Annotated in this window: 18 protein-coding genes; 7 read left to right on the top strand and 11 right to left on the bottom strand. The window is 65.8% G+C overall.

Annotated elements, in window-relative coordinates; translation table 11 throughout:
* Window positions 1-7: 7 nt before the first annotated feature.
* Both ASC63_RS14215 and ASC63_RS14210 read left to right on the top strand, forming a co-directional pair.
* Window positions 8-421, top strand: coding sequence for a VOC family protein (locus tag ASC63_RS14215; RefSeq protein ID WP_055815772.1), 414 nt, complete (start codon window positions 8-10; stop codon window positions 419-421).
* A 42-nt stretch (window positions 422-463) separates the two neighbouring features.
* Window positions 464-1,300: an MBL fold metallo-hydrolase gene (locus tag ASC63_RS14210; protein WP_235492344.1), complete on the top strand. Its 837-nt coding sequence runs from the start codon at window positions 464-466 to the stop codon at window positions 1,298-1,300.
* Window positions 1,301-1,305: 5 nt separating this feature from the next.
* Here the strand turns inward: ASC63_RS14210 and ASC63_RS14205 are convergent, their stop codons facing one another.
* The 3 genes from ASC63_RS14205 to ASC63_RS14195 are packed head-to-tail and all read right to left on the bottom strand — an operon-like array spanning window position 1,306 to window position 4,540.
* Complete coding sequence (locus ASC63_RS14205) at window positions 1,306-3,000, bottom strand: FAD-binding oxidoreductase (protein ID WP_055815766.1); 1,695 nt, start codon at window positions 2,998-3,000, stop codon at window positions 1,306-1,308.
* Window positions 2,997-3,761: a lysophospholipid acyltransferase family protein gene (locus ASC63_RS14200; protein ID WP_082487855.1), complete on the bottom strand. Its 765-nt coding sequence runs from the start codon at window positions 3,759-3,761 to the stop codon at window positions 2,997-2,999. Before ASC63_RS14200 ends, ASC63_RS14205 begins: the two co-directional genes overlap by 4 nt.
* Complete coding sequence (locus ASC63_RS14195; RefSeq protein WP_055815763.1) at window positions 3,761-4,540, bottom strand: SDR family NAD(P)-dependent oxidoreductase; 780 nt, start codon at window positions 4,538-4,540, stop codon at window positions 3,761-3,763. The genes ASC63_RS14200 and ASC63_RS14195 overlap by 1 nt, the downstream gene beginning before the upstream one ends.
* Window positions 4,541-4,617: 77 nt before the next feature.
* Here ASC63_RS14195 and ASC63_RS14190 point away from each other — a divergent pair, with 77 nt between their 5' ends.
* Genes ASC63_RS14190 through ASC63_RS14180 form a run of 3 tightly spaced genes read left to right on the top strand, consistent with a single transcriptional unit; the run spans window position 4,618 to window position 8,654 of the window.
* Entirely contained in the window at window positions 4,618-5,469 is an 852-nt protein-coding gene (locus tag ASC63_RS14190; RefSeq protein WP_055815759.1) for a hypothetical protein, read from the top strand.
* Window positions 5,466-7,829, top strand: a complete 2,364-nt coding sequence (locus ASC63_RS14185) for an HAD-IB family hydrolase (RefSeq protein WP_082487853.1) — start codon at window positions 5,466-5,468, stop codon at window positions 7,827-7,829. Before ASC63_RS14190 ends, ASC63_RS14185 begins: the two co-directional genes overlap by 4 nt.
* 30 nt (window positions 7,830-7,859) lie before the next feature.
* Window positions 7,860-8,654, top strand: a complete 795-nt coding sequence (locus ASC63_RS14180; RefSeq protein WP_055815756.1) for a ferritin-like domain-containing protein — start codon at window positions 7,860-7,862, stop codon at window positions 8,652-8,654.
* Between the two features lie 105 nt (window positions 8,655-8,759).
* Here the strand turns inward: ASC63_RS14180 and ASC63_RS16535 are convergent, their stop codons facing one another.
* The 3 genes from ASC63_RS16535 to ASC63_RS14170 form a co-directional block, all read right to left on the bottom strand.
* Window positions 8,760-8,930: a hypothetical protein gene (locus ASC63_RS16535; RefSeq protein ID WP_200936939.1), complete on the bottom strand. Its 171-nt coding sequence runs from the start codon at window positions 8,928-8,930 to the stop codon at window positions 8,760-8,762.
* A gap of 206 nt (window positions 8,931-9,136) precedes the next feature.
* A complete protein-coding gene (locus tag ASC63_RS14175) occupies window positions 9,137-10,165 on the bottom strand; it encodes an LLM class flavin-dependent oxidoreductase (RefSeq protein WP_055815755.1) in 1,029 nt (342 codons plus the stop codon).
* Between the two features lie 31 nt (window positions 10,166-10,196).
* Window positions 10,197-10,625: a hypothetical protein gene (locus ASC63_RS14170; RefSeq protein ID WP_235492343.1), complete on the bottom strand. Its 429-nt coding sequence runs from the start codon at window positions 10,623-10,625 to the stop codon at window positions 10,197-10,199.
* A gap of 87 nt (window positions 10,626-10,712) precedes the next feature.
* Between ASC63_RS14170 and ASC63_RS14165 the strand changes: the two genes are divergently transcribed.
* Together ASC63_RS14165 and ASC63_RS14160 are read left to right on the top strand one after the other, a co-directional pair.
* A complete protein-coding gene (locus ASC63_RS14165; protein ID WP_055815752.1) occupies window positions 10,713-11,528 on the top strand; it encodes a COG4705 family protein in 816 nt (271 codons plus the stop codon).
* A gap of 42 nt (window positions 11,529-11,570) precedes the next feature.
* Window positions 11,571-13,019 (top strand): MFS transporter, encoded by a 1,449-nt coding sequence (locus ASC63_RS14160; RefSeq protein ID WP_055815749.1) that lies wholly within the window; start codon window positions 11,571-11,573, stop codon window positions 13,017-13,019.
* A 31-nt stretch (window positions 13,020-13,050) separates the two neighbouring features.
* Here ASC63_RS14160 and ASC63_RS14155 read toward each other — a convergent pair whose 3' ends face one another.
* The 5 genes from ASC63_RS14155 to ASC63_RS14135 form a co-directional block, all read right to left on the bottom strand.
* Window positions 13,051-13,752 (bottom strand): endonuclease/exonuclease/phosphatase family protein, encoded by a 702-nt coding sequence (locus ASC63_RS14155; RefSeq protein WP_055815746.1) that lies wholly within the window; start codon window positions 13,750-13,752, stop codon window positions 13,051-13,053.
* A gap of 57 nt (window positions 13,753-13,809) precedes the next feature.
* Window positions 13,810-15,408: a molybdopterin-dependent oxidoreductase gene (locus ASC63_RS14150; RefSeq protein WP_235492342.1), complete on the bottom strand. Its 1,599-nt coding sequence runs from the start codon at window positions 15,406-15,408 to the stop codon at window positions 13,810-13,812.
* Window positions 15,409-15,468: 60 nt separating this feature from the next.
* Complete coding sequence (locus ASC63_RS14145; RefSeq protein ID WP_055815744.1) at window positions 15,469-16,962, bottom strand: MFS transporter; 1,494 nt, start codon at window positions 16,960-16,962, stop codon at window positions 15,469-15,471.
* Between the two features lie 91 nt (window positions 16,963-17,053).
* Window positions 17,054-17,647, bottom strand: a complete 594-nt coding sequence (locus ASC63_RS14140; protein ID WP_055815741.1) for a TetR/AcrR family transcriptional regulator — start codon at window positions 17,645-17,647, stop codon at window positions 17,054-17,056.
* 57 nt (window positions 17,648-17,704) lie between these two features.
* Window positions 17,705-21,172, bottom strand: a complete 3,468-nt coding sequence (locus tag ASC63_RS14135; protein ID WP_055815739.1) for an error-prone DNA polymerase — start codon at window positions 21,170-21,172, stop codon at window positions 17,705-17,707.

Genomic DNA, 21,172 nt, shown 5'->3' with positions numbered 1-21,172 from the left:
GAATCGAATGAAGTCGAACGGTGTAGTCCTCAGTCTCGCCGTCGAGGATGTCGAGCGATCGCTCACGTTCTACCGAAACGGTCTGGGCATCGAGTCGGCCCAGATTGTGCTCGGAATCGTCGCCGTTCAACTGCCCGGGCTGACCCTCTTTTTGGCGGCGGGCGAGCACTTTGCGAAGTATGCACGCGAGGCGAGGGCCGAGCCCCGCCTTCCCGTGCCCACCGCCACCGGCTTTCTGAGCTGTGCGATAGAGACGCGGGAGGAGATAGACGAGATTCTTCGATCGGCCGAGGCCGCGGGCGGCGAGTCGTTCGAGCCGCACGTGATCGACCACGTGAGCGGGAGAACGCAGTATGTCGGTACGGTCAAAGACCCTGACGGTCATCTCTGGCAGTTCGTCTGCAACGTCACACCCGACTAACTATCGTGTCGGGTCTGGATGCACGCTCAGTACGCTGGTGACGTGAACACAACCCAGAGCGTGTGGATCTGCGTGGCCTGCGGCGTTGAACGGCGCCAGAGCGCGACCCCTCCCGAAAGCTGCCCGATCTGCCTCGACGAGCGGCAGTACGTGCCGCGCTCGGGGCAGGCGTGGACCTCGCTGGAGAGGCTGACGGCGGAAGGCACGCGTGTTCTGGTTGCGGAGGTCGAGCCGGGCCTGCACGCCATCACCACCGAACCACAGGTGGGCATCGGCCAGCAGTCCCTGCTCGTGCAAACGGATGCCGGCAACCTGCTCTGGGATCCGACCGGTTTCGTCGACGAGGAGGGCGCCGCCCGCGTGCGTGAGCTCGGGCCGGTCGTGGCGATCGTGGCCAGTCATCCGCACATGTACGGGGCCCAGGTGCAGTGGTCACGGCTGCTGGACGATGCCCCCGTCTACGTTGCCGAGGCCGACCGCGACTGGGTGCAGCGACCGGATGCGAACATCCGCAGCTTCGTCGGCGACTTCGAACTCGTGCCCGGACTGACGCTGCACACCATCGGTGGTCACTTTCGAGGCAGCCTCGCCGCGTTGTGGTCGGCGGGGGCTCACGGGCGCGGCGTGCTGCTCGCAGGCGACGGAATCTTTCCGGGCCCAGACGGCCTCAGCGTGTCCTTCCTGCGCAGCTACCCGAATCGAATTCCGCTCTCGGCGGCGGTCGTCGAACGGATTGCGCGACGTACCCTCGAGTTGGAGTTCGACCGTCTGTACGGCAACTTCGGTGGCGTGATAGACGGCGACGCACACGCCGTAATTCGCCGCTCGGCCGCGCGGTATATCGGATGGGTGCGAGGCGACTTCGACCATCTGACCTGAAGATCTCAGCGCGCGGTGATCTTGCCCGGATTGAAGGTGCGGTTGGGGTCTGCGGCATCGAACAGCGACTGCATCACCGTCGCGCCTTCGACGGAGATGTCCTGTGCCAGCCAGGGAGCGTGCTCGAGGCCCACACCGTGGTGGTGAGAGATCGTGCCGCCCGCGTCGATGAAGGCCTGCTGGATGGCACCCTTCACGACGTCGTACTGGGCCAGGGCATTCTCACCGTGCACGAAGGCGAAGGTGAAATAGAGGCAAGCGCCGGAGTGGTAGGAGTGCGAGAGGTGGGCCATGATCCACCCCTTGATGCCTATTTCGTCGAAGGCGCGGTTCGCGCTGGCGACGACCTCATTGTAGAGCGGCAGCAGCCGAGACCAGGGGGCGGCGGTCTCGGAGACATCGGCCGCGGCACCGCGATCGAGCAGAAAGTCTCGCAGGTAGGGGGTGTCGAACTTCTTCTGGTCGTAGAGCACGCCGGGGCCCTTGCCCACGCCGATGCCGCCATGCTTCTTCACGATGCGACCCACCAGCTTCTGCTGACGGGCCACGTGGGAATCGCTGCCCTCGTAGCCGATAAAGGAGAGACACATCTTGTCGGTGTCCCACCCCCGTGCGGTCAGGTACTTGCCCAACCCCTTGGTGACGAGGCCCGAGATGCCTTTGCTCTCCTTGCCGGTGGCAAAGGAGAAGCCGGTCTCGCGGGCATCCGAAACGCGGGTGATGGATGGTGCGGCGTCACTTTCTGAGATCGCGTGCATCGCGGCGAGACCCGCCTCCCAGTTCGGAAAGAGGTAGGCGAGTACGACGCGCTTCTGCGGCGTGCGATGCACCTGCACGGTGACCTCGGTGATGACACCGAGACGCCCCTCGCTGCCGACGATCATCTCGCGCACATTCGGCCCGGTCGATGCGCTCGGAATGGCGCGGATGACCAGCACCGCGCCGGGGCGTACCACTCTCAGGCCACGGGCGATGTCGGCGATGTCGCCATACTTGTCCGACTGCATGCCGGAGGACCGGGTGGCCACCCAACCGCCGAGGGTGGAGTGCGTGAAGCTGTCAGGAAAGTGGCCGAGTGTCCAGCCCCGGGCAACGAGCTGCGCCTCGAGATCGGGCCCCAGGGCCCCGGCCTGGATGCGGGCCAGACCGGACTCCTCGTCGATGTCGATGACCCGGTTCAACCGGCCGAGATCCAGGGAGATGACCGTGCGGCTCTCCTGGGCGTGCGGCTCCAGGCTGCCGACGATGTTGCTGCCGCCGCCGAAGGGGATGATCACGGCGTCAGCGTCAGCGGCAGCATCCACAATGCCCTGTACCTCGGCCTCATCGGCGGGATACACGACGACGTCGGGGGTGCGTTCGAGACGTCCCGACCGCACGCGCACGAGGTCGCGCAGGCTCTTGCCGAAGGTGTGCACCACACGATCGAGCCGAGCCGTCGACACTCGCCCCTCGCCGACGATGCGCTCGAGCTGCTGCACGAATTCGCCTGACGCGGTGCTGGCGGGAACCTCGACATCGTCGAAGGACATCGGATCGGGCGCGGGCTCGTTCACGTCGAGGCCAACGGCCATCTGCACGAACGGCGCGAAGCCGGGCTTGTCATGGTGGTGAAAGCCGACGCCGTCTACGCCCCAGCCCCACCATTTCATGTGCTTGACGTCATCGATAGCGCTCGTCAACTGTGTGGCATCGGTCATTGATGCGCTCCTTCGATCGAAGTGGACTGACCCAGAATATGGGGTGTGTGCTGTTCGCGCAGCCGCACGATCTCCGCCTTGAGTCGTGCGGTGAAGTCGATGGCCGTCTCGCCGGGGTTCGGAAGCATCGGTTCACCGAAGATGACCCCGACGGGAAGGCGCCCACGCTTGGGCCAGTTGGAGCCACGCGGATGCGCGATGTGCACGCCGACGAGGGCGAGCGGTACGCACGGAACGGAGCAGGAAGCGGCGAGCGCCGCGGCACCCGGCTTGAACGAGCCGAGCTCGCCATCCCGGGAGCGGGTTCCCTCTGGAAAGATCAGTATCGGAACGCCGCGGGACAGAAGCGAGCCCGCCTTGATGCCGCGTGATGTACGCCCGCCCCGATCGACGGGAAAGGCATTGAAGAACAGTGCGGTCAGCCCGCGACGCCAGCGCACGTCAAAGAAATAGTCACCCGCGGCGCCGGCGGCGAGGTAGCGCGCCAGCGGGCGTGGCAGCGCCCCCATGATGAGCGGTGCATCGAGGTGACTGGCGTGATTCGCCACGACGACAAAGGCGCCCTCAAGAGAGGAGAGCTTCTCCTTGTGCATGACCGTGACCCGGGTGAGCGACCACACGAGCGGCTTGAGCAGCACGCGTTGTGCGATGAAACGGGCCACGGCGAGCGGCCTGGAGGTGAAGCGGTCCCGCACGATGACGGCGTTGCCGGGGCGCGTCTGTTCGGCGCCGGCCTGGTTTGTTGCTGCGGCTCGCGACATCACGACGCCGCCGGATGCCGTCGGCGTGAGGAGAGCGCGCCAGAAACGGCACGCACGGCACGGCGCGGCGCATGCCGAACCATCCACATGAGTAGTCGGTACCGAAGAGTAGGTATGGAGATCACCCGGCCTTTGTCCACATCGCGCAAACACGCTTTGACGAGATATTCGGAGTCCAGCCACATTCCGTTTGGAATCGAGGACGATCGGATGCCCGCGCGCTCATGAAATTCAGTATGAACCCAGCCCGGGCACAGCGCAGTCACGCCGACGCCTGTTCCCTTGAGTTCCACCGCCAGGCTCTCGGTGAAGGCCGTGACCCACGCCTTGATGGCCGAGTAGCTGCCCATCGCCAGAAAGCCGGCCGTGCTGGAGACATTCACGATGGTGCCGCTGCCCCGTGTGCTCATGGCTCGGGCCGCCGCACCCGAGAGCACCAGCACCGTTCGGCACATGACTTCCATGGCGGTGTCGTGCGCCGAGACATCCGCATCGCTCAGGAGGGCACGTACGCCGAATCCGGCGTTGTTGACCAGCGTGTCGATGGGTCGCGCTGCGTCCTCAAGGCGAGCGGCCACGCGGGCGACGTCGTCGCGTACGGCGAGATCAGCGCTGATGGTCTCGACCGAGCGGCCCGTCGCGCGGATCTCGGCCGCCATCGCCTCCAGTCGATCCGCCGATCGCGCGACGAGCACGAGATCGTTTCCACGGGCGGCGAGGGCGCGCGCGAACGCGGCACCGATGCCGGATGTGCCTCCCGTGACGAGAGCAGTAACCATGGCCTTTACGATACGGTGCTAACAGGCTTCGTTTCGCGAAGTGGCCGAAATTCGATTGCCGACAAGGGTTGCCTCCGATGATCAAAGACGACGACACTTCAGTGCCATCGGCAGGAGCTCGCTTCGATGTGCGCGGCTTCGCACGCACCGCGCACGGTAGCCATCGGGACGAACTCGAATTGGCGGAGTATTCCGGCGCGCCGCTGAACGCCGAGACGCTTCGCGCGCTTGAATTCCTGCGCGATCTCGAGGCATCCACGATGGAGCACCTGCGTAACGTTCTCGTGACGGCGACGCACAAGGATGCGCGTGTGACGGCATTCCTGGTGACCTGGGCGTTCGAGAAGTTCTGGATCGCCGACGCCCTCGACGGCGTGATCGAGGCGAACGGCGGCGCATCAGCCAGCGCAGCTCATCGCGATGCTGCCGGGGCGCATGCAGGTGCACGGCGCCACACTCGTGCCGAGGCGCCCGACAGGCACGGGCCCGTGTGGCGCGCGATCTCCGCCATCCGTGTCGGAACGTCTATCGTGGCGGTGCACATGACCGCGGGTCTCGTGGACGGGTGGGTCACCGGGGCCGGGTACGATCGCGTGGTGCACTCGGCCGGCAGCGCGGCATTGACGGCCACGGTGGCGCGGATACTGGAGATCAAGTCGCGACATGCCGACTTCTTCGCCGAGGAGGCCCGCCGCCGTCTCGTCGACTCACCACGCGCGACGAAACTGACCACCCGGGCGCTCACCTCGACGGCGTGGCCTTTGGGGTCGCTCACGCGCTCGTCTGAGGAACGCACTTTTTTTGAGGATTACGCCTTTGGCGGTGCGGAGGGTCGGGCGCGCGCGGCCGAGATCGAACGGAACATCGCCGCGCTTCCCGGCATCGACAACAGCACGGCCGCAACCGTGCTCGAAAGGCTGATTCCATGACCGACCGCAAGCCGGTGACAAAGGCGGCAACCGCCACCCGGGCGAAGGCCTCGACGAAGGCGGCAACGAAGCCGCTGCCCGACCTCGGTTCTGCGCACATCCTGCTCACCGGCGGTACAGGATTCCTGGGACAGGCGGTGCTTGAACGGCTGCTCTCCGAGCATCCAGACACCACCATCTCGATGCTCGTGCGCACCAAAGGCAGCACCAGTGGCGAAGACAGGCTGCGCACGCTCATGCGCAAGCCGGTTTTTCGTGCCTGGCGCGAACGCGTCGGTGAGGATGTCGCGGATGCCGCCGTCAAGCGTCGTGTGCGCGTCATCGAGGGCGCGCTCGGCGCGTTGCCGGCGCTTCCCGGCGATCTCGACATCGTGATCCACAGCGCATCCACCGTCTCGTTCGACCCGCCCATCGATCAAGCCTTCGCTTCGAACGTCGGGGGAGCGGTCAGCATCTACGAGGCCATCGCGGCGAGCGGCAGCAACCCGCACGTCGTGCATGTCTCCACGGCATATGTCGGGGGGATCCGCAAGGGCGTCGTGCCCGAAGCGAGCCTCACGCACGACGCCGACTGGCGAACCGAATACGAGGTAGCGCAGGGCGCGCACTCACGCGTCGAGGTGGCTTCGCGGCAGCCGGATGCTCTGCGCGGATTCATCAGCGCCGCCCGAGCGAAACACAGCAAGGAGGGCCCCCAGGCCGTCGCCGCCGCTGCTGAGGAGGCGCGCATCGAGTGGGTGCGTGCCCAGCTCGTCGACGTCGGGCGCGTCAGGGCGGAGAGCCTCGGCTGGACCGACGTGTACACGCTCACGAAGGCGTTCGCCGAACGCGCAGCCGAGGAGTTGTGGGCGCAGGGCGGCCACCGGCTGTCGATAGTGCGACCGTCGATCATCGAGAGCGCCCTGCGTCATCCCTTTCCCGGCTGGATCGACGGTTTCAAGGTGGCCGACCCGCTGATCCTCGCCTACGGGCGCGGGATCCTCCCCGAGTTCCCGGGGCTGCCGGACAGCATTCTCGACGTCATTCCCGTTGACTTCGTCGTGAACGCGATTCTGGCGGTGGCCGCGACGCCGCCGCAACCGGGCGAAGCGGAATACTTCCACGTGACATCCGGAACCGCCAACCCCCTGCCTTTCCATGCGATGGTGCGCAACGTCAACGAATTCTTCAGCGCCAACCCGGTGCCTCAGCAGGGCGAGGGGCACATTCGCGTTCCCACCTGGAAGCTGCCCGGTGGTCGCGAGGTCGAACGCCGAACGCTGCTCGCCGAGCGGGCGAACAACGGTCGCGAACGGCTCATCGAGCGCATGCCGTCCACGGCACGAACGCGCGTCTGGCTGGCTGGCGTTCAGCAGCGACGAAGCGACCTGGAGTCCTTTCGCGGCTTCTCGGACCTTTATCGCGCCTATGTACAGTCGGAGATCATCTTCGACGATCGGCGCACGCGGGCACTGCACGATTCCCTGCCGCAGGCCGTCAGGGCCGAACGCGGTTTCGATGTGCGCGACATCGACTGGGACGACTACCTCCAGCGCGTGCATATTCCGTCGATCATGACGCTCACCCGCGCGTTCGCCGTGCGACCGGCGGCGCGCCAACGCGCGGCGAAGGCACTGCCGAAGCGCAGCGATGTCGTCGCCGTGTTCGACCTCGAGGGAACCGTCGTCGACTCGAACATCGTCGAGCAGTACCTCTGGGTGCGCTCCGCGGGCTTCCGCAAGGCGGCATGGCCGGGGGAGACCCTGAGCCTGCTGGCATCGCTGCCCCGGTACCTGCGGGCCGAGCATCGTGACCGCGGGGAGTTCATCCGGGTGTTCCTGCGGCGCTACAGCGGGATGCCTGTCGAGAGGCTCGAGAAGATCGTCGCCCGCGGATACAGCGACACCCTGTTGCGTCACACGATGCCGGCAGCAGTGGAACGCATCAAGGCACATCGGGAGGCGGGGCACCGAACGGTGCTGGTCACCGGCTCGATCGGCACGCTCGTCGCGCCGCTCGCCGGGCTCTTCGACGAGGTCGTGGCGAGTTCCATGCACGAGCGTGACGGCATCCTGACCGGCTATCTGGCCAAGCCACCGCTCGTGGATGAAGCGAGGGCCGCCTGGCTGCGACAGTACGCCGACGAACACGGCCTGAATCTCACCCAGTCCTACGGATACGGCGACAGCCACGCCGATCTGGTCTGGCTGCAGTTGCTCGGCAACCCACACGCGGTGAATCCTGATACCCATCTGTCTCGCGAGGCGCTGAAAAGAAGATGGACCATCAACGACTGGAAACGTGGAACTCGCGGGGTCAGCCGTGATTTCATTGAAAGTACCGGTGACATCGTCGCCGGTGCGAATCGGGAAGGAGCGTAAGGACTGGCCAGCGGCCTGTTCTCACCCACCATGGCATTCGACATTGACAAGTACACCGCCACCTCGGTGAGCGTGCACTGGGACGACCTCGACTTTGAGCAGTTCCGCACCGATCCGATTCCCGAAGGTTCCCTGCGCACGCTGCGCTACATGACGGATGTCGAATATCACACCGTCTGTTACACGCGCGATCTGCTCACCACGCCCTCGCACAAGGAGCCGGAGGTGAGCGCCTTCATGACGATGTGGAACCGGGAAGAGTTCTGGCACGGCGAGGCACTCGCTGCGGTGCTCGCGATTCACGGCATCACCGTCGACTTCGACGAGTTGAAGGCCAACCGGCTCAAGCTCGGGTGGAAGGATCGGCTCGACCCGATCAAGCAGTCCGTGCTCGGCACCCTCGTCGGCAACGACTTCGTCGCGGTGCACATGGCCTGGGGCGCGGCGAACGAACTCTCTGCCATTGCCGCATACAACCGCATGGCCGAGCTTGAGGAGCATCCGGTGCTGGCCGAACTGCTGCGCCGTATCGCGAAGCAGGAGGCACGACACGTCGCCTTCTACACCTCGCAGGCGCGCGATCGGCTGGCCGCCAGCACGAGGGCGCAGAAGTTCACGCGTCTGGCCCTGCGCAAGTTCTGGGCGCCGGTCGGGTCGAGCATCATGGAGAAGGCCGAGGTGGTGCACGTGATGAATCACCTGATGAGCGGGCCGGATGGGCGCAAGGCCGCGCACAAGATCGACGATTCGATCAGCCGCATGCCCGGTCTGGAGGGCCTCACCATTGTCGAGGACTCGCTCGACAAGCTGGGGATTGCCGCTTAGCACCACCATGGTGACTGCAGAGCACTCTGTCTTCTGAAAAAGCGGATGCCACGGCGCAAGCGCCGCGGCATCCGTACTTTGCTCAGTGGTGCACGATCACGTCGGTCACACCGAGGTGTTCCTGCGCCCGGTGATGAATCGCAGGAGCCACACGATGACCGCAATGATCAGCAGAACGATGCCGACCCAGAGCAGCCACGATACGGCCTGTGCGAAACCCCCGATGAAGAGAAGGATGATGGCCACGATAGCGATGATTACCAAGAGAGCATTCACGGTCGAACTCCTTTCGGTCTCTGCCCGGTACCCTCGTTTCGAGGCGGACGAGACGTTGTAGTTGCAGCATGCTCGCGAACGTGAGCGCTGTAAAGGGCTGACATTTTCGTCGGAAACGGGTTATAGAGGGGGTGCGCCGGTGGGCAATGTGATGGAAGAGGGGCCGTTCTTTCACGCGAGGTGAACGACCGCACGAAGCGGTGGGGTCAGCGCCAGCCGAGTTCCGGTGCGACGTGCGTCAGAATCGTCTCCAGCATGTGCGCGTTGTAGTCGACGCCCAGCTGGTTCGGCACGGTGAGCAATACCGTGTCGGCGGCCTGCACTGCGGCATCCGACTTCAGCTCATTCGCGATGGCGTCGGGTTCGCCGGTATAGCTCTTGCCGAAGCGGGCGAGGCCGCCGTCGAGATAACCCACCTGGTCGGTGCTCTCCTCGCCGGTGCCCCGTCCGCCGAAGTAGGCGCGGTCGGTGTCGTTGACGATGGGCAGGATGCTGCGACTCACCGAAACGCGCGGCTCGCGCTGCCAGCCGGCCGCGGCCCACGCCTCGCGGAAGATCGCGATCTGCTCGGCCTGCAACTCGTCGAACGGCACACCGGTGTCTTCAGTGAGCAGCGTGGAACTCATGAGGTTCATGCCCTGTTCGCCCGTCCACTTCGCCGTCTGGCGGGTGCCCGAACCCCACCAGATGCGATCGGGAAGGCCGGGAGAGAGCGGCTGAATCGAGAGAGCCCCCGTCGACCCCGTCATTTGCGGGTTGGCGTGGGCAACGCCGGCGCCCGCGATAGCGGCACGGAACACGGCGGTGTGCGAGCGCGCGAGGTCGGCATCCGTCTCGTCATCGGCTGGCACATAGCCGAATGATTCGGATCCGCGCAGGGCAGTTTCGGGTGAACCGCGGCTGATGCCGAGCTGCAGCCGGCCTCCGCTGATGAGATCGGCGGACGCGGCGTCCTCTGCCATATACAGCGGATTCTCGTAACGCATGTCGATGACGGCCGTGCCGATCTCTATGCGGCTGGTACGGGCGCCGATCGCCGCCAGCAGCGGGAACGGTGAGGCGAGTTGCGGCGCGAAATGGTGCACGCGCACGTAGGCACCGTCGACTCCGAGCTCCTCGGCCGCGACAGCGAGTTCGATGGTCTGCAGCAGGGCATCTGCCGCGGATCGCACCTGCGAGCCGGGGATGGCCTGCCAGTGGCCGAAGGAAAGGAAACCAATGCGCTTGGGCGCCATGTCTGTGTTCCTCTCGCGTGCGACCGGCCTCTTAGAACCGGGGGCGCTTGGTGTACTTGACGGCTTCGAGAGCGATGATGACACCCGCGAGCATCACGGTCACCGTGATGGCCTGGAAGATCATTTGGAAGACCGGCAGAAACGGAACCATCGAGACCCACAACCAGGCGGCGGCGCCGATGAGCGCTATGACGTAGCTGAAGGTCTTGTGGGCGTAGATTGCCGTGAGCGAGACGACGGTGCCCGCCACGAACACGGCGAACAGCGGCAGCGCGTTGTGCGGCGAGCCGCTCCAGGTGGCGATGAGGCTCCATACGAAGAGCCCGAGGGAGACCAGTACGACGATGGTCGCCAGCAGCGCTCCCGTGGGGCCGGGCAGTTCGCCGCCGACGGCGCGGACGAGCGGTTCGTCGCTGACGGACTGGTCTTTTCTGGTGGATGCGGTATCAACGTTGCTCACGGACGTAATCCTAACGCCGCTCGTGGCTGAGAGCATTCGCAGGCGGTCGGTGATGTGAAACGGTGCCGGGCGCGGAAGGATTGAGGCATGATGTCCGCCCCGCACCCGACGCTGAGGCGCGCCGCAACCAAGGTGCCCGAGATCACCGTGCTGTTCTGGGTGGCGAAGGTGCTCACGACCGGCATGGGGGAGACGACATCCGACTTCTTCGTGCGCCTCATCGACCCGGTGATCGCCGTGGGGATCGGCTTCGTGGTACTCGTCATCGCCCTCGCCGTGCAGTTCACGGTGCGTCGATACATACCGGGTGTCTATTGGTTTGCCGTCGTGATGGTGAGCGTCTTCGGAACGATGGCGGCCGATGTGCTGCACATCGTCATCGGCATTCCTTACGTGATCTCCACGGCGTTCTTTCTCATCGTGCTGGCCACGATCCTGGTGCTCTGGTACGCGAGCGAGAAGACCCTCTCGATTCACAGCATCCGCACGCCGCGTCGTGAGGCCTTCTATTGGGCCACCGTGCTGGCCACATTCGCTCTTGGCACGGCGGTCGGCGACCTGACGGCCGTGACGTTCACGCTGGGGTATTTCGCCTCCGGGGTTCTGTTCGCGGTGGTCATAGTGATTCCCATCGTGGCGTTCCGGTGGTTCAGACTCAACGCCGTGGTGGCGTTCTGGTTCGCCTACATCGTGACCCGCCCCCTCGGCGCCTCCTTTGCCGATTGGATGGGGGTGTCGCGGGCCCGAGGCGGGCTCGACTGGGGCACGGGGCCGGTCAGCCTGGTGCTGTTCGCGATCATCATCGTTCTTGTGGCCGTGATGGCGACGTCCGGCCGGGGCGCCACGCGCGCGCTCGCGCCGTTCGGTATTCTCGAGGAGCGGAATTCCACCGCCGACGGGTAAAGGGGCACCATGGCGCAGGCGCAACCGGCGCGGAGGCGACCCATGCAGGGGCAATCTGGGCAGCAGGGGCGGCTGCCGCTCACGCTGCTGGTTGCTGGCACCTTCTTCATGGAGAATCTCGACGGCACCATTCTGACGACAGCCGCGCCGCCGATCGCCGACTCGCTCGGCGTTGAGTCTTCGGATGTCGGGGTGGCCATCACCGCGTATCTCCTGACCCTCGCCGTGCTCATTCCCCTGAGCGGATGGCTGACCCAGCGCCTCGGGGCGCGCGTCGTCTTTCCGAGCGCGATAGTCATATTCACTCTCGCGTCCGTGCTGTGTGCGCTCAGCATGAACCTGCCGATGCTCGTGGCGATGCGCGTGTTGCAGGGCGTGGGAGGGGCCATGATGGTGCCGGTAGGCCGGCTCACCGTGTTACGCGTGACGGAGAAGAAGGATCTGATCAAGGCCATAGCGTGGCTCACCTGGCCTGCGCTCGCGGCTCCCGTCGTGGCGCCGCTGGCCGGCGGCGTTATTGTCACCGTCCTCAGCTGGCACTGGATCTTTCTCATCAACGTGCCGCTCGGCGTGATTGCCTTCCTCGCCGCGTTGCGCCTGGTGCCCCGCGAGCGTCTCGAGGTGCCCGCGGCTTTGGACTGGCGCGGGCTGCTGCTTAGCTGTGGCGGTCTTGGCACGCTCGTATGGCTGGGTTCGCTGTTGGCCAGTGCACAGCCTGCGTGGCCTCAGCTCGTCGTCTTCGGGGTGCTGGGGGTCGTGCTCACCGGGCTGGCGATCTGGTATCTGTCCCGCGCGAAGCATCCGCTTCTCGATCTGAGTTCCATGAAGGTGGCCACCTTTCGCATCGCGCACTGGGGTGGTTCGCTGTTCCGCCTTGCCGTGAATGCCGTGCCGTTTCTGCTGCCGCTGCTGTTCCAGGATTCGTTCGGCTGGTCACCGGTGACCAGCGGGGCGCTCGTGTTGTTAGTGTTCGTCGGCAATCTCGCGATCAAGCCGGCCACAACGCCCCTTCTGGTGCGCTTCGGGTTTCGCACCGTGCTTGTCGGCTCAACGCTGGGTGTCGCGCTGTGCATCGCGGGCGTGGCGCTGCTCGGTGCGACGACGCCGGTTGCCATCATTGCCGCGCTGTTGCTCGTGGGCGGGGCGATGCGTTCAATCGGATTCACGGCGTACAACACGATCGCCTTTGCGGATATCGCGCCGGGTCACATGACGAGCGCGAACACGCTTTCCTCGACCGTGCAGCAGGTGGCGGCAGGTTTCGGGGTGACCGTCGGCGCCGTGGCGCTGCGGGCAGGCCAGTTGGTGGATGCCGCCCCCGCGGCCGTCACGCCGTACCGGATCGCCTTCATCGCCATTGCGCTGCTGACACTCGTGGCCGTTGTCGAGGCGCTGTTGATCGATCGAAGCGTCGGCGAGAACATCCGGCCCGATCGGCGTCTGTCGAAGCGACAGGACGCGCGGACGGCGCGACAGGTGCCCGCCGAATAGGCGAGCCAGTGCCGCCGCGTTTTCAGAGCTCTCAGCTACTGAGCTCGGCCTCGCCCTGTGCGGCCGTCTCGTATTCGGCCGAGACGAGAATCGGCTTGTGGTCGGAGTCGCCGGCGGCCAGCGTCTGCACGGTGCTGATGTTCAGGTGTGACGAGGTGACGAAGTCGAAGTGCCCGCGAAATATCTTGTAGCGCGTGTATGTTCTTTGGTCACTGAGTGAGAGGTCGTAGCCCGATTCACCCACGTGCTCGATGAGCTTGTTCTTGAAGATCGGATAGTTGTAGTCGCCGACCATGAGCGTGGCAACGCCGTCGCCCATGGTGCGTAATTCGCTGTACGCGGCGGTGATCTGTTTGCGCCGCAGCGAATTGAGCGCGGTCAGCGGCGCAGCATGGAAGGACGCCACGATAAGGCCCGTGCCGGTGACGTTGTCGACGAGTTTCGTGCCGATGAGCCGTTCATGCGCGGGGGTGAGCACCCGGTCGTGGAGGGACTTCTTGAGCTCGAATGCCTTGGTCTCGTGCGCGGTGAAACGGTCGCGGTTGTAGTAGACGGCGAGTCCGAGGCGATTGCGCTTGGTCGAATCTGCCAGGTGCAGCGCATCGATGTCCGCGGGCATATCCGTGGTGTCGCACTCCTGCAGGCACAACACATCGGCGTCGAACTTCTCGGCAAGACGAACCAACTCTCCGCTGGCATGGTTCTTGCGGAGGTTGTAGCTGATGACTCGTATCAGGATGAGCTCTTCGGTCGTGAGGAATGGGCACGTGTGCTTCGATTCTACGCGGGGCTAGGAGACGATCACCTGAACGGCGTGCCAACCGCTGGCTCCATCCGGTGCGGGAGGAGCCTCGCGTGAGGTCTGCGTGTATCCGCTCGCGTCGGTCGCTCGCACCTGGATCGTGTGGTTGCCGCTCGTCGCTTGCCAGGGGAGCACCCATTGCCGCCAGGTGTCGATAGAGACGGTCTCGGCAAGTTTCGCCTGCTGCCACTGGCCGCCGTCGACCCGAACTTCGACCTTCTCGATGCCGGTGTGCTGTGCCCAGGCGACCCCGGCGATCACCGATTGACCAGCCTTCACGGATGCCCCGTTGCGCGGCTTGTCGATGCGCGATTCGGTCTTGACCGGGCCGCGAGCCGACCAGCCTTTGTCTGTCCAGTACCCGATTTCGTCGGCGAAACGGGTGACCTTCAACTGCGTCACCCACTTGGTGGCAGAAACGTAGCCGTACAGGCCGGGAACGACCATGCGCACGGGAAAGCCGTGCTCGAGTGGCAACGGCTCGCCGTTCATTCCCACTGCGAGCAGCGCCTCTGTATTGTCGTCGAGCAAGACATCCAGAGGGGTGCCGGCGCTCCAGCCGTCCTGGCTCGTCGACAGCACCATATCCATGCCCGAATGAGGCCCGGCACGTTTCAACAATTCTCGAATGGGATACCCGAGCCACAGGGCGTTGCCGATGAGATCGCCGCCGACCTCGTTGGAGACACAGGCCAGAGTGAGCATATGTTCGGTGAGCGGCAGGGCGAGCAGCTCATCAAAACTGATCTCAAAGGGATTGTCGACGGCGCCGGTCACCGTCAATTTCCAGGCATTCGCGTCGATGGCCGGCACCTGCAGGGCCGTATCGATGCGGTAGAAGGTGTCGTTCGGCGTGACATAACTCGAGAGGTCCGACAACCTGAGATCGGCGCCGGCCGGCACAGGAGCCGCCGGTGTTGCCGCCTTGGGCAGACGCAGCGCCTGGCGGGCCGCGGTCACGGCAACGCTTCCCGCATTCACGATGCGGGCACTCGTTCCCACGGCAATCGCCACGGCAGCACTGGCGAGCGTGAAGACAAGGAACGAGCGACGATCCAGACGCTGTGCGTTGCTCGGGATGCGGTGGCTGGCGGCACTACTCGCTCGCCAGCGTCTCAACCGGGCGACGGATGCGCGCAAGACGAGCACCCCGGCGACCGCTCCAAGCACCGTCGGCAGCAGCCATGAAACGGATGCTCCAGCTCGGGTCATGACGGCGATGGCGGCGACCGCAGACACCCCCGCCAGAAGCACGCTTCCCCATGGCGCCCAGCGCAACTCGAGAAGCCCCACGAGCAGCGCGAGCAGGAGTACGAGCACACCCAGGGAAATGAGCAGCACCGGCTTGTCGGCGGTACCGACGGTATGGATGATCCACTCCTTGAACCCGGCCGGCGCAAGATCGATGATCCAGCCACCCACCGCGAAGAGTGGGCTACTCGAGGGGGAGACGAACAGCGCGACCGCCTCGCTGACCGCCAGGGTGACGAGTGCGGCGACGACCCCGCACGCGGCGGCCAGCCACCGTAACCCGACCGCGTCGATTCCGGGACGAGTCTGTTGCTGCTGCGCGCGAACGGTGGACACCGCTTCACGATACGCGCTCGGCCACTCGCGATGCTGTGAGTATGAGTGGGCATCCGACGGCTACGCGCTGAGGTCTTTCGCGGCTGATCGGGCTGCCGCGGCCGGTGTCATGTGCCGGTCCCTCACGGTGACGGCTATTATCGCGCCCGCGACGGCAAGCATCGCCGACCCCAGGAACACCCACGAGAATCCCGCGGTGAGCGCGTCAGCTGCCGCGGCACCCTGCTGTTGCAGGGCCGCGGTGCGTGAAGCCGCGATGGCGCCGAGTACGGCAATCCCGAGTGCGCCACCGATCTGCTGGCTGGCGTTGACAAGCCCGCCGGCCAGGCCGGCATCCGTTGGCGTCACGCCATGCACGGCAAGTTGGGTTCCCGAGACGGCCGCGCCGCCGAGGCCCATCCCGATCAGAAGTGACGGACCGAGCAACTGCGTCACGAACTGTGCATCGCTCGGCGCCGTGGCGAGCCAGAGCAAACCGCCGGCCATGACCAGCAGCGAGATCGCGAGCGTGTTGCGCATGCCCAACCGCACAATCAGGCTCGGCACAATGCCGGCGACGACAACGAGCGCGCCGGCCAGCGGCAACTGGGCAACGCCGGCGGTGAGCGCGTCGTAGTGCAGCACGGTCTGCATGTACACCGACAACGCGAAGAAGAGAGCGACGATAGCGCCGCCGAGAAGAAGAATCACCAGATTGCCCGCCGTGACGGCACGGTTGGCGAAGATGCTGAACGGCACCAGAGGAGAGGTGCTTCGGTGCTCGATGACGATGAAGGTCGCGATAAGAACGGCGGCTGCCGCGAACAGCGCGAGGGTGAGCGGATGCGCGAATCCCAGCCGCTCGGCCGAGGTCAACGCCCCGACCGCAGCGATGAGGCCCGCGGTAATGGCAGCTGCTCCTGGCGCGTCGAGGCGCTCCGCCGCTCGCTTCGGGTCGCGGTTCAGCAGCGACGGTAGGGAAGCGACAACGAGGATGCCCACGGGCAGGTTCACAAAGAACACCGCCTGCCAGCCGAATGCCGCGGTCAGCACGCCGCCGAGCAGCACCCCGGCCGCGCTGCCGAAACCGGCGACGGCTCCCCAGATGCCCAGCGCCTTGCCGCGGTCCGTGTTGCTGGTGAAGAGCTGAGTCACGAGCGCCAGCGCGGCGGGAGCGAGCAGGGCGGCAGACGCGCCCTGAATCGCCCGGGCGCTGAAGAGCAGGATGCCCGAGGTGGAGAAGCCCGCCAAAGCGGAGCCGACGATGAAGCCGGCAGTTCCGATGAGGAAGAGTCTGCGATGGCCGTATCGGTCGGCGAGGCGACCGCCAAGCAGCAGGAGTCCGCCGAAGGGCAGAACGTATGCCGTGATGACCCAACTCAGCCCGGCGGTATCCAGATGCAGCTGGCCGCCGATCGACGGCAGGGCGATATTGACGATGGTGGCGTCGAGTATCACGAGAAACTGCGCCAGCGCGAGGATCGCGAGCGCCCACCAGCGGTGTGTGCTGCGGGAGCGCGCATCCGGTGCCGCCGTGCTTGTGGTCTCGAGGCGAGCGGGGGAATTGAGGGTCATGATGGTCTCCTTTGCGATATGAGTGATTGGTCAATCACTCCTCGTTGCGAAAAGCTGCCCGCGTATGAACGCGGGCGGGTCGGTGTGCCGGTTAGCTGTCTTCGCCACCTGTTTCGGGCGCGAAGGCGGGGTGGCGAATGCCGTCGGTGAGAAGCGTGGCCCAGGGCTCGTTCGAGCCGTCGATGCCGAGGGTGACGATGAGGTGGCAGAGCTGGCCGAAGGCGATGAACTGCTGTACCTCGGCATCGCTCGCGCCGGAGCGGGTCTTGGCGAAGGTCGTCACGCGGGCGAGGCCGCGCCGCAAGGCGCCCCCGATCTCGGGCACCTCGGCGGCGGATTGCGCGTGCACCTGCAGCATGAGCAGGCTGCGATCGGCGATGAGTTCCGCGTACGCGCCACCCATGGCGTAGAGAATGGCGGATGGCGTGGACTCGGTGCTGGCATCGGCGCCCGCTTCGAGCGCCTCCTGAACCCGGTCGAAACAATGCTCAAGTGTTGCGACGAAGAGTCCCTCCTTGCTGGGGAACAGCTTGAATACGTAGGCGGGAGAGATGTTTGCTTCGGTGGCGACATCCGCCACGGTGGTTCCGAGGTAACCCGAGCGGGCGAAGCGCCGCACCGCGCTGGCAAGCACGACGGGACGTCGTTGTTCGGCGGTGGAGAGGGTTGAGGATCGTTCGGGCATATGAGTGACTGTACACTCACTCTTGATACTGGTCAACATCCTTATACCGGGTAAGGCTCACTGGAAGTCCCGTGACCGTGTGGGGGCGAGCAGCGGTAACGCCTCGATGCGGTCGGCGAGCAGGTTGGTGACGCCTTCGGGGGAGCGCTCCAGGATGCCGCGCACGATCATGGCGGGCGCCTCACGTGCGGCCTTGCGGTAGCGATTCCAGACACCCACGCCGACTATCACGTTGAGGATTCCTGTCTCGTCTTCGAGGTTGAGGAACGTGACACCGCCCGCGGTCATGGGGCGCTGGCGGTGCGTGACGACCCCGGCGGACTCGATTCGTCGACCGGCCTCGGCCGTTCGGGTACCTGCGATGGGGAGCACGCCACGGTGATCGAGCATGTCGCGTGCATGACGAACCGGGTGATCGTCGGGGGAGATTCCCGTTGCCCACATGTCGTAGATGGTCTGCTCGGCCGGTGTGAGCAAGGGCAGCAGGGGTGGCTGGATCACGACGGCGCTGCCGAGAAGCTGGTCGGCGCGTTCCTGTGCGGCCCATCCGGCGTTCCACAGGGCCTCGCGGCGGTCGAGGCCCAGAGAATCGAAGGCTCCCGCTGCGGCGAGGGACTCGAGTTGCGGGGTAGAGAGGCCGACGCGGCGTGCGACATCGGCCATGTCTCGATACGCACCGTTTGCCTCACGCTCGGCCACGATGCGCTCGGCGTGCTTCTCTCCGATGGAGTTCACGCCGGCCAGCCCGAGTCGCACGGCGTGGCCGCCGTCGCGGCGGTGGGCGGCGGATGCGTCGGGTGCGGCGCGGTCGAATGCTCCGATGGGCGGTTGGTGCTCGTTGAGACAGGCGTCAGGGGCGGCAGGCGCGGAAGGGACCGTGCGCTCCAGCCCTGCCTGCACCCCGGAGAGCTGGATGTCGGCGTGACGCACCTCGACGCCGTGCCGGCGCGCATCCGAAACCAGGGTGTTGGGGGAGTAGAAGCCCATGGGCTGTGCGCGCAACAGCGCGGTGAGAAACGCGGCGGGGTAGTGCAGCTTGAGCCAGGAGCTCGCGTAGACGAGCAGGGCGAAGCTGAGCGAATGGCTCTCGGCGAATCCGAAGTTGGCAAAGGCCTCGATCTTGGCGTAGATGACGTCGGCGTCGGTGTCGCTGATGTCGTTGCCGGCCATGCCGGCGTAGAGCTTCTGCTTGAGGGAGGAGATGCGCTCCACCCCGCGCTTGGAACCCATGGCGCGGCGCAACAGGTCGGCGTCTTCGGCGCTGCAGTCGCCCACGGCCATGGCCATCTGCATGAGCTGCTCCTGGAACAGGGGAACGCCGAGTGTGCGCCTGAGCACGGGTTCGAGTTTCGGGTGCAGGTAGCTCACGGGTTCGTCCCCGGTGCGCCGGCGAATGTACGGATGCACGGCCCCGCCCTGGATGGGTCCCGGCCTGATCAGCGCGATCTCTATCACGAGGTCGTAGAAGCTGCGGGGCAGCAGCCGGGGCAGCGTGCTCATCTGCGCCCGGCTCTCCACCTGGAACACCCCTATCGAGTCGGCCCGGCAGAGCATGTCGTACACGGCTGGCTCTTCCTTGGGAATTGTCGCAAGCGTCCACCTCTCACCCAGATGTTCGTCGACGAGGTCGAAGACGTATTGCAGCGCGGCGAGCATGCCGAGACCCAGCAGATCGAACTTGACCAGGCCCATCCACTCGCAGTCGTCTTTGTCCCACTGCAGTACCGTGCGATTCTCTTTGCGTGCATGCTCGATGGGGCATACTTCGCCGACCGGTCGTTCGGTGAGCACCATTCCGCCCGAGTGGATGCCCAGGTGCCGGGGAGACCTCAGCAGTTCGGTGGCAAGATCGACCACCTCCGCGGGAATATCGTGCTCTTGGCTGGAGACCTCGGAACCCCAGCGCTCCACCTGCTTCGACCAGGCATCCTGCTGACCGGGACTGTGGCCGAGCGCCTTCGCCATGTCGCGCACCGCGAATGCGGGCCGGTACGAGATGACGTTGGCCACCTGGGCGGCATTGCGGCGGCCGTACTTCTCGTAGACGTACTGGATGACCTCCTCGCGGCGGTCGGAGTCGAAATCCACATCGATGTCGGGCTCCTCGTCACGAATGCTGGAGAGAAACCGTTCGAACGGCAGGTCGAAGAAGATGGAATCGACGGCCGTGATACCCAGCGCGTAGCAGACCGCGGAATTCGCGGCAGAACCCCGGCCCTGGCAGAGAATGCCCTTGCTGCGGGCGAATTCGACGATATCGTGCACGATCAGAAAGTAGCCGGGAAAATCCTTGGCCTCGATGACGGCCAGCTCCTTCTCGAGGCGCTCCCACGTGGCATCCGTCTCGGCGGCCTGAGCGATGGTCGCCGGAGCGGCGTCAGCGATCACCAGCGCGTCGGGGTACCTCTCGGTGACGCCGACGCGTACGAGCTCGCGCAGCCAGCTCATGGGGGTGTGCCCGGTCGGTACATCCTGCTGCGGCAGCCGGGGCCGGGCGCTACGCAACTCGAAGGCGAGCTCGTCGGCCAGAGCGACCGTGCGCTCGACGGCACCCGGGTAGCGCGCGAAGCGGGCGGCCATCTCGGCCCCGCTGCGCAGGTGCGCCGAACCGGATGCCGGCAGCCATCCATCCAGTTCATCGAGGCTTCTGCGCGCCCGCACCGCCGCTATTGCTGTGGCGAGCCGACGTTCACCGGGGGCGGCGTAGTGCACATTGTTGGTGGCGAGCGTGGGCAACCCGAGACGGGTGGCCAGCGCGGCAAGCGCGTCGTTGTGGGTGCTGTCGAGGGGATCGCCATGATCGAACAGCTCGACGAAGACGTTGTCGTGCCCGAACAGGGTGGTGAGTCGCTCGATCTCCCGTTCCGCGGCCCTCAACCCGCCGCTCTCATTCTCGAGGGCCTGGCGCACCCGGCCCTTGCGGCATCCGGTGAGAATCGCCCAGTGCCCGTCTGCCTGCTCGGCCAGCTGCTGCAGTTCATACAGCGGGCGCCCTTTCTCGGCGCCCTCGGCCAGCTGGGCCTGCGTGAGTGCCCCGGCCAGGCGGTGATACCCCTCCTGACCTCGCGCAAGCACGAGGAGGTGGCTGCCCTCGGGGTCGGCCACGCCGTTTTGCGGCTTACTCAGCGAGAACGAGAGCTCGGCGCCGAACACCGTCTTCACGGGACGCACCGCCGGGTTCTCGAGTGCAAGCCGGTTGTGAGCCTCGGCCGCCTCGGCCATGCGCACGATGCCGTAGAGACCGTCATGGTCGGTGAGAGCCAGGGCGTGCAGCCGCAGGCGGGCCGCCTCCTCAACCAGGCGTTCGGGGGAGGAGGCGCCGTCGAGAAAACTGTAGTGCGAGTGGGCGTGCAGTTCGGCATAGGGCACGAGCGGGCCATCGTCGGCGGGCGGCAGCACACCCGGCTCATACGGCTGACGCTTTCTGCTGAACGCGCCGTCGCTCTCCTCTCCGGCCGGTCGCTCCCGACCGGAGAGCGTGCGCTCCAGCTGGGACCACGGAATCGGCGGGTTATTCCAGCCCAT

Source organism: Leifsonia sp. Root112D2 (assembly GCF_001424905.1).
GTDB lineage: Bacteria > Actinomycetota > Actinomycetes > Actinomycetales > Microbacteriaceae > Root112D2.
This window is presented reverse-complemented; position numbering and strand designations above follow the sequence as displayed.

Bases quoted from the DNA above. Each gene is read 5' to 3' on its own strand.
- ASC63_RS14215 (WP_055815772.1), top strand. From the start codon at position 8: ATGAAGTCGAACGGTGTAGTCCTCAGTCTCGCCGTCGAGGATGTCGAG.
- ASC63_RS14205 (WP_055815766.1), bottom strand. From the start codon at position 3,000: ATGACCGATGCCACACAGTTGACGAGCGCTATCGATGACGTCAAGCAC.
- ASC63_RS14200 (WP_082487855.1), bottom strand. From the start codon at position 3,761: ATGTCGCGAGCCGCAGCAACAAACCAGGCCGGCGCCGAACAGACGCGC.
- ASC63_RS14195 (WP_055815763.1), bottom strand. From the start codon at position 4,540: ATGGTTACTGCTCTCGTCACGGGAGGCACATCCGGCATCGGTGCCGCG.
- ASC63_RS14190 (WP_055815759.1), top strand. From the start codon at position 4,618: ATGATCAAAGACGACGACACTTCAGTGCCATCGGCAGGAGCTCGCTTC.
- ASC63_RS14185 (WP_082487853.1), top strand. From the start codon at position 5,466: ATGACCGACCGCAAGCCGGTGACAAAGGCGGCAACCGCCACCCGGGCG.
- ASC63_RS14180 (WP_055815756.1), top strand. From the start codon at position 7,860: ATGGCATTCGACATTGACAAGTACACCGCCACCTCGGTGAGCGTGCAC.
- ASC63_RS14175 (WP_055815755.1), bottom strand. From the start codon at position 10,165: ATGGCGCCCAAGCGCATTGGTTTCCTTTCCTTCGGCCACTGGCAGGCC.
- ASC63_RS14165 (WP_055815752.1), top strand. From the start codon at position 10,713: ATGATGTCCGCCCCGCACCCGACGCTGAGGCGCGCCGCAACCAAGGTG.
- ASC63_RS14160 (WP_055815749.1), top strand. From the start codon at position 11,571: ATGCAGGGGCAATCTGGGCAGCAGGGGCGGCTGCCGCTCACGCTGCTG.
- ASC63_RS14145 (WP_055815744.1), bottom strand. From the start codon at position 16,962: ATGACCCTCAATTCCCCCGCTCGCCTCGAGACCACAAGCACGGCGGCA.
- ASC63_RS14140 (WP_055815741.1), bottom strand. From the start codon at position 17,647: ATGCCCGAACGATCCTCAACCCTCTCCACCGCCGAACAACGACGTCCC.
- ASC63_RS14135 (WP_055815739.1), bottom strand. From the start codon at position 21,172: ATGGGCTGGAATAACCCGCCGATTCCGTGGTCCCAGCTGGAGCGCACG.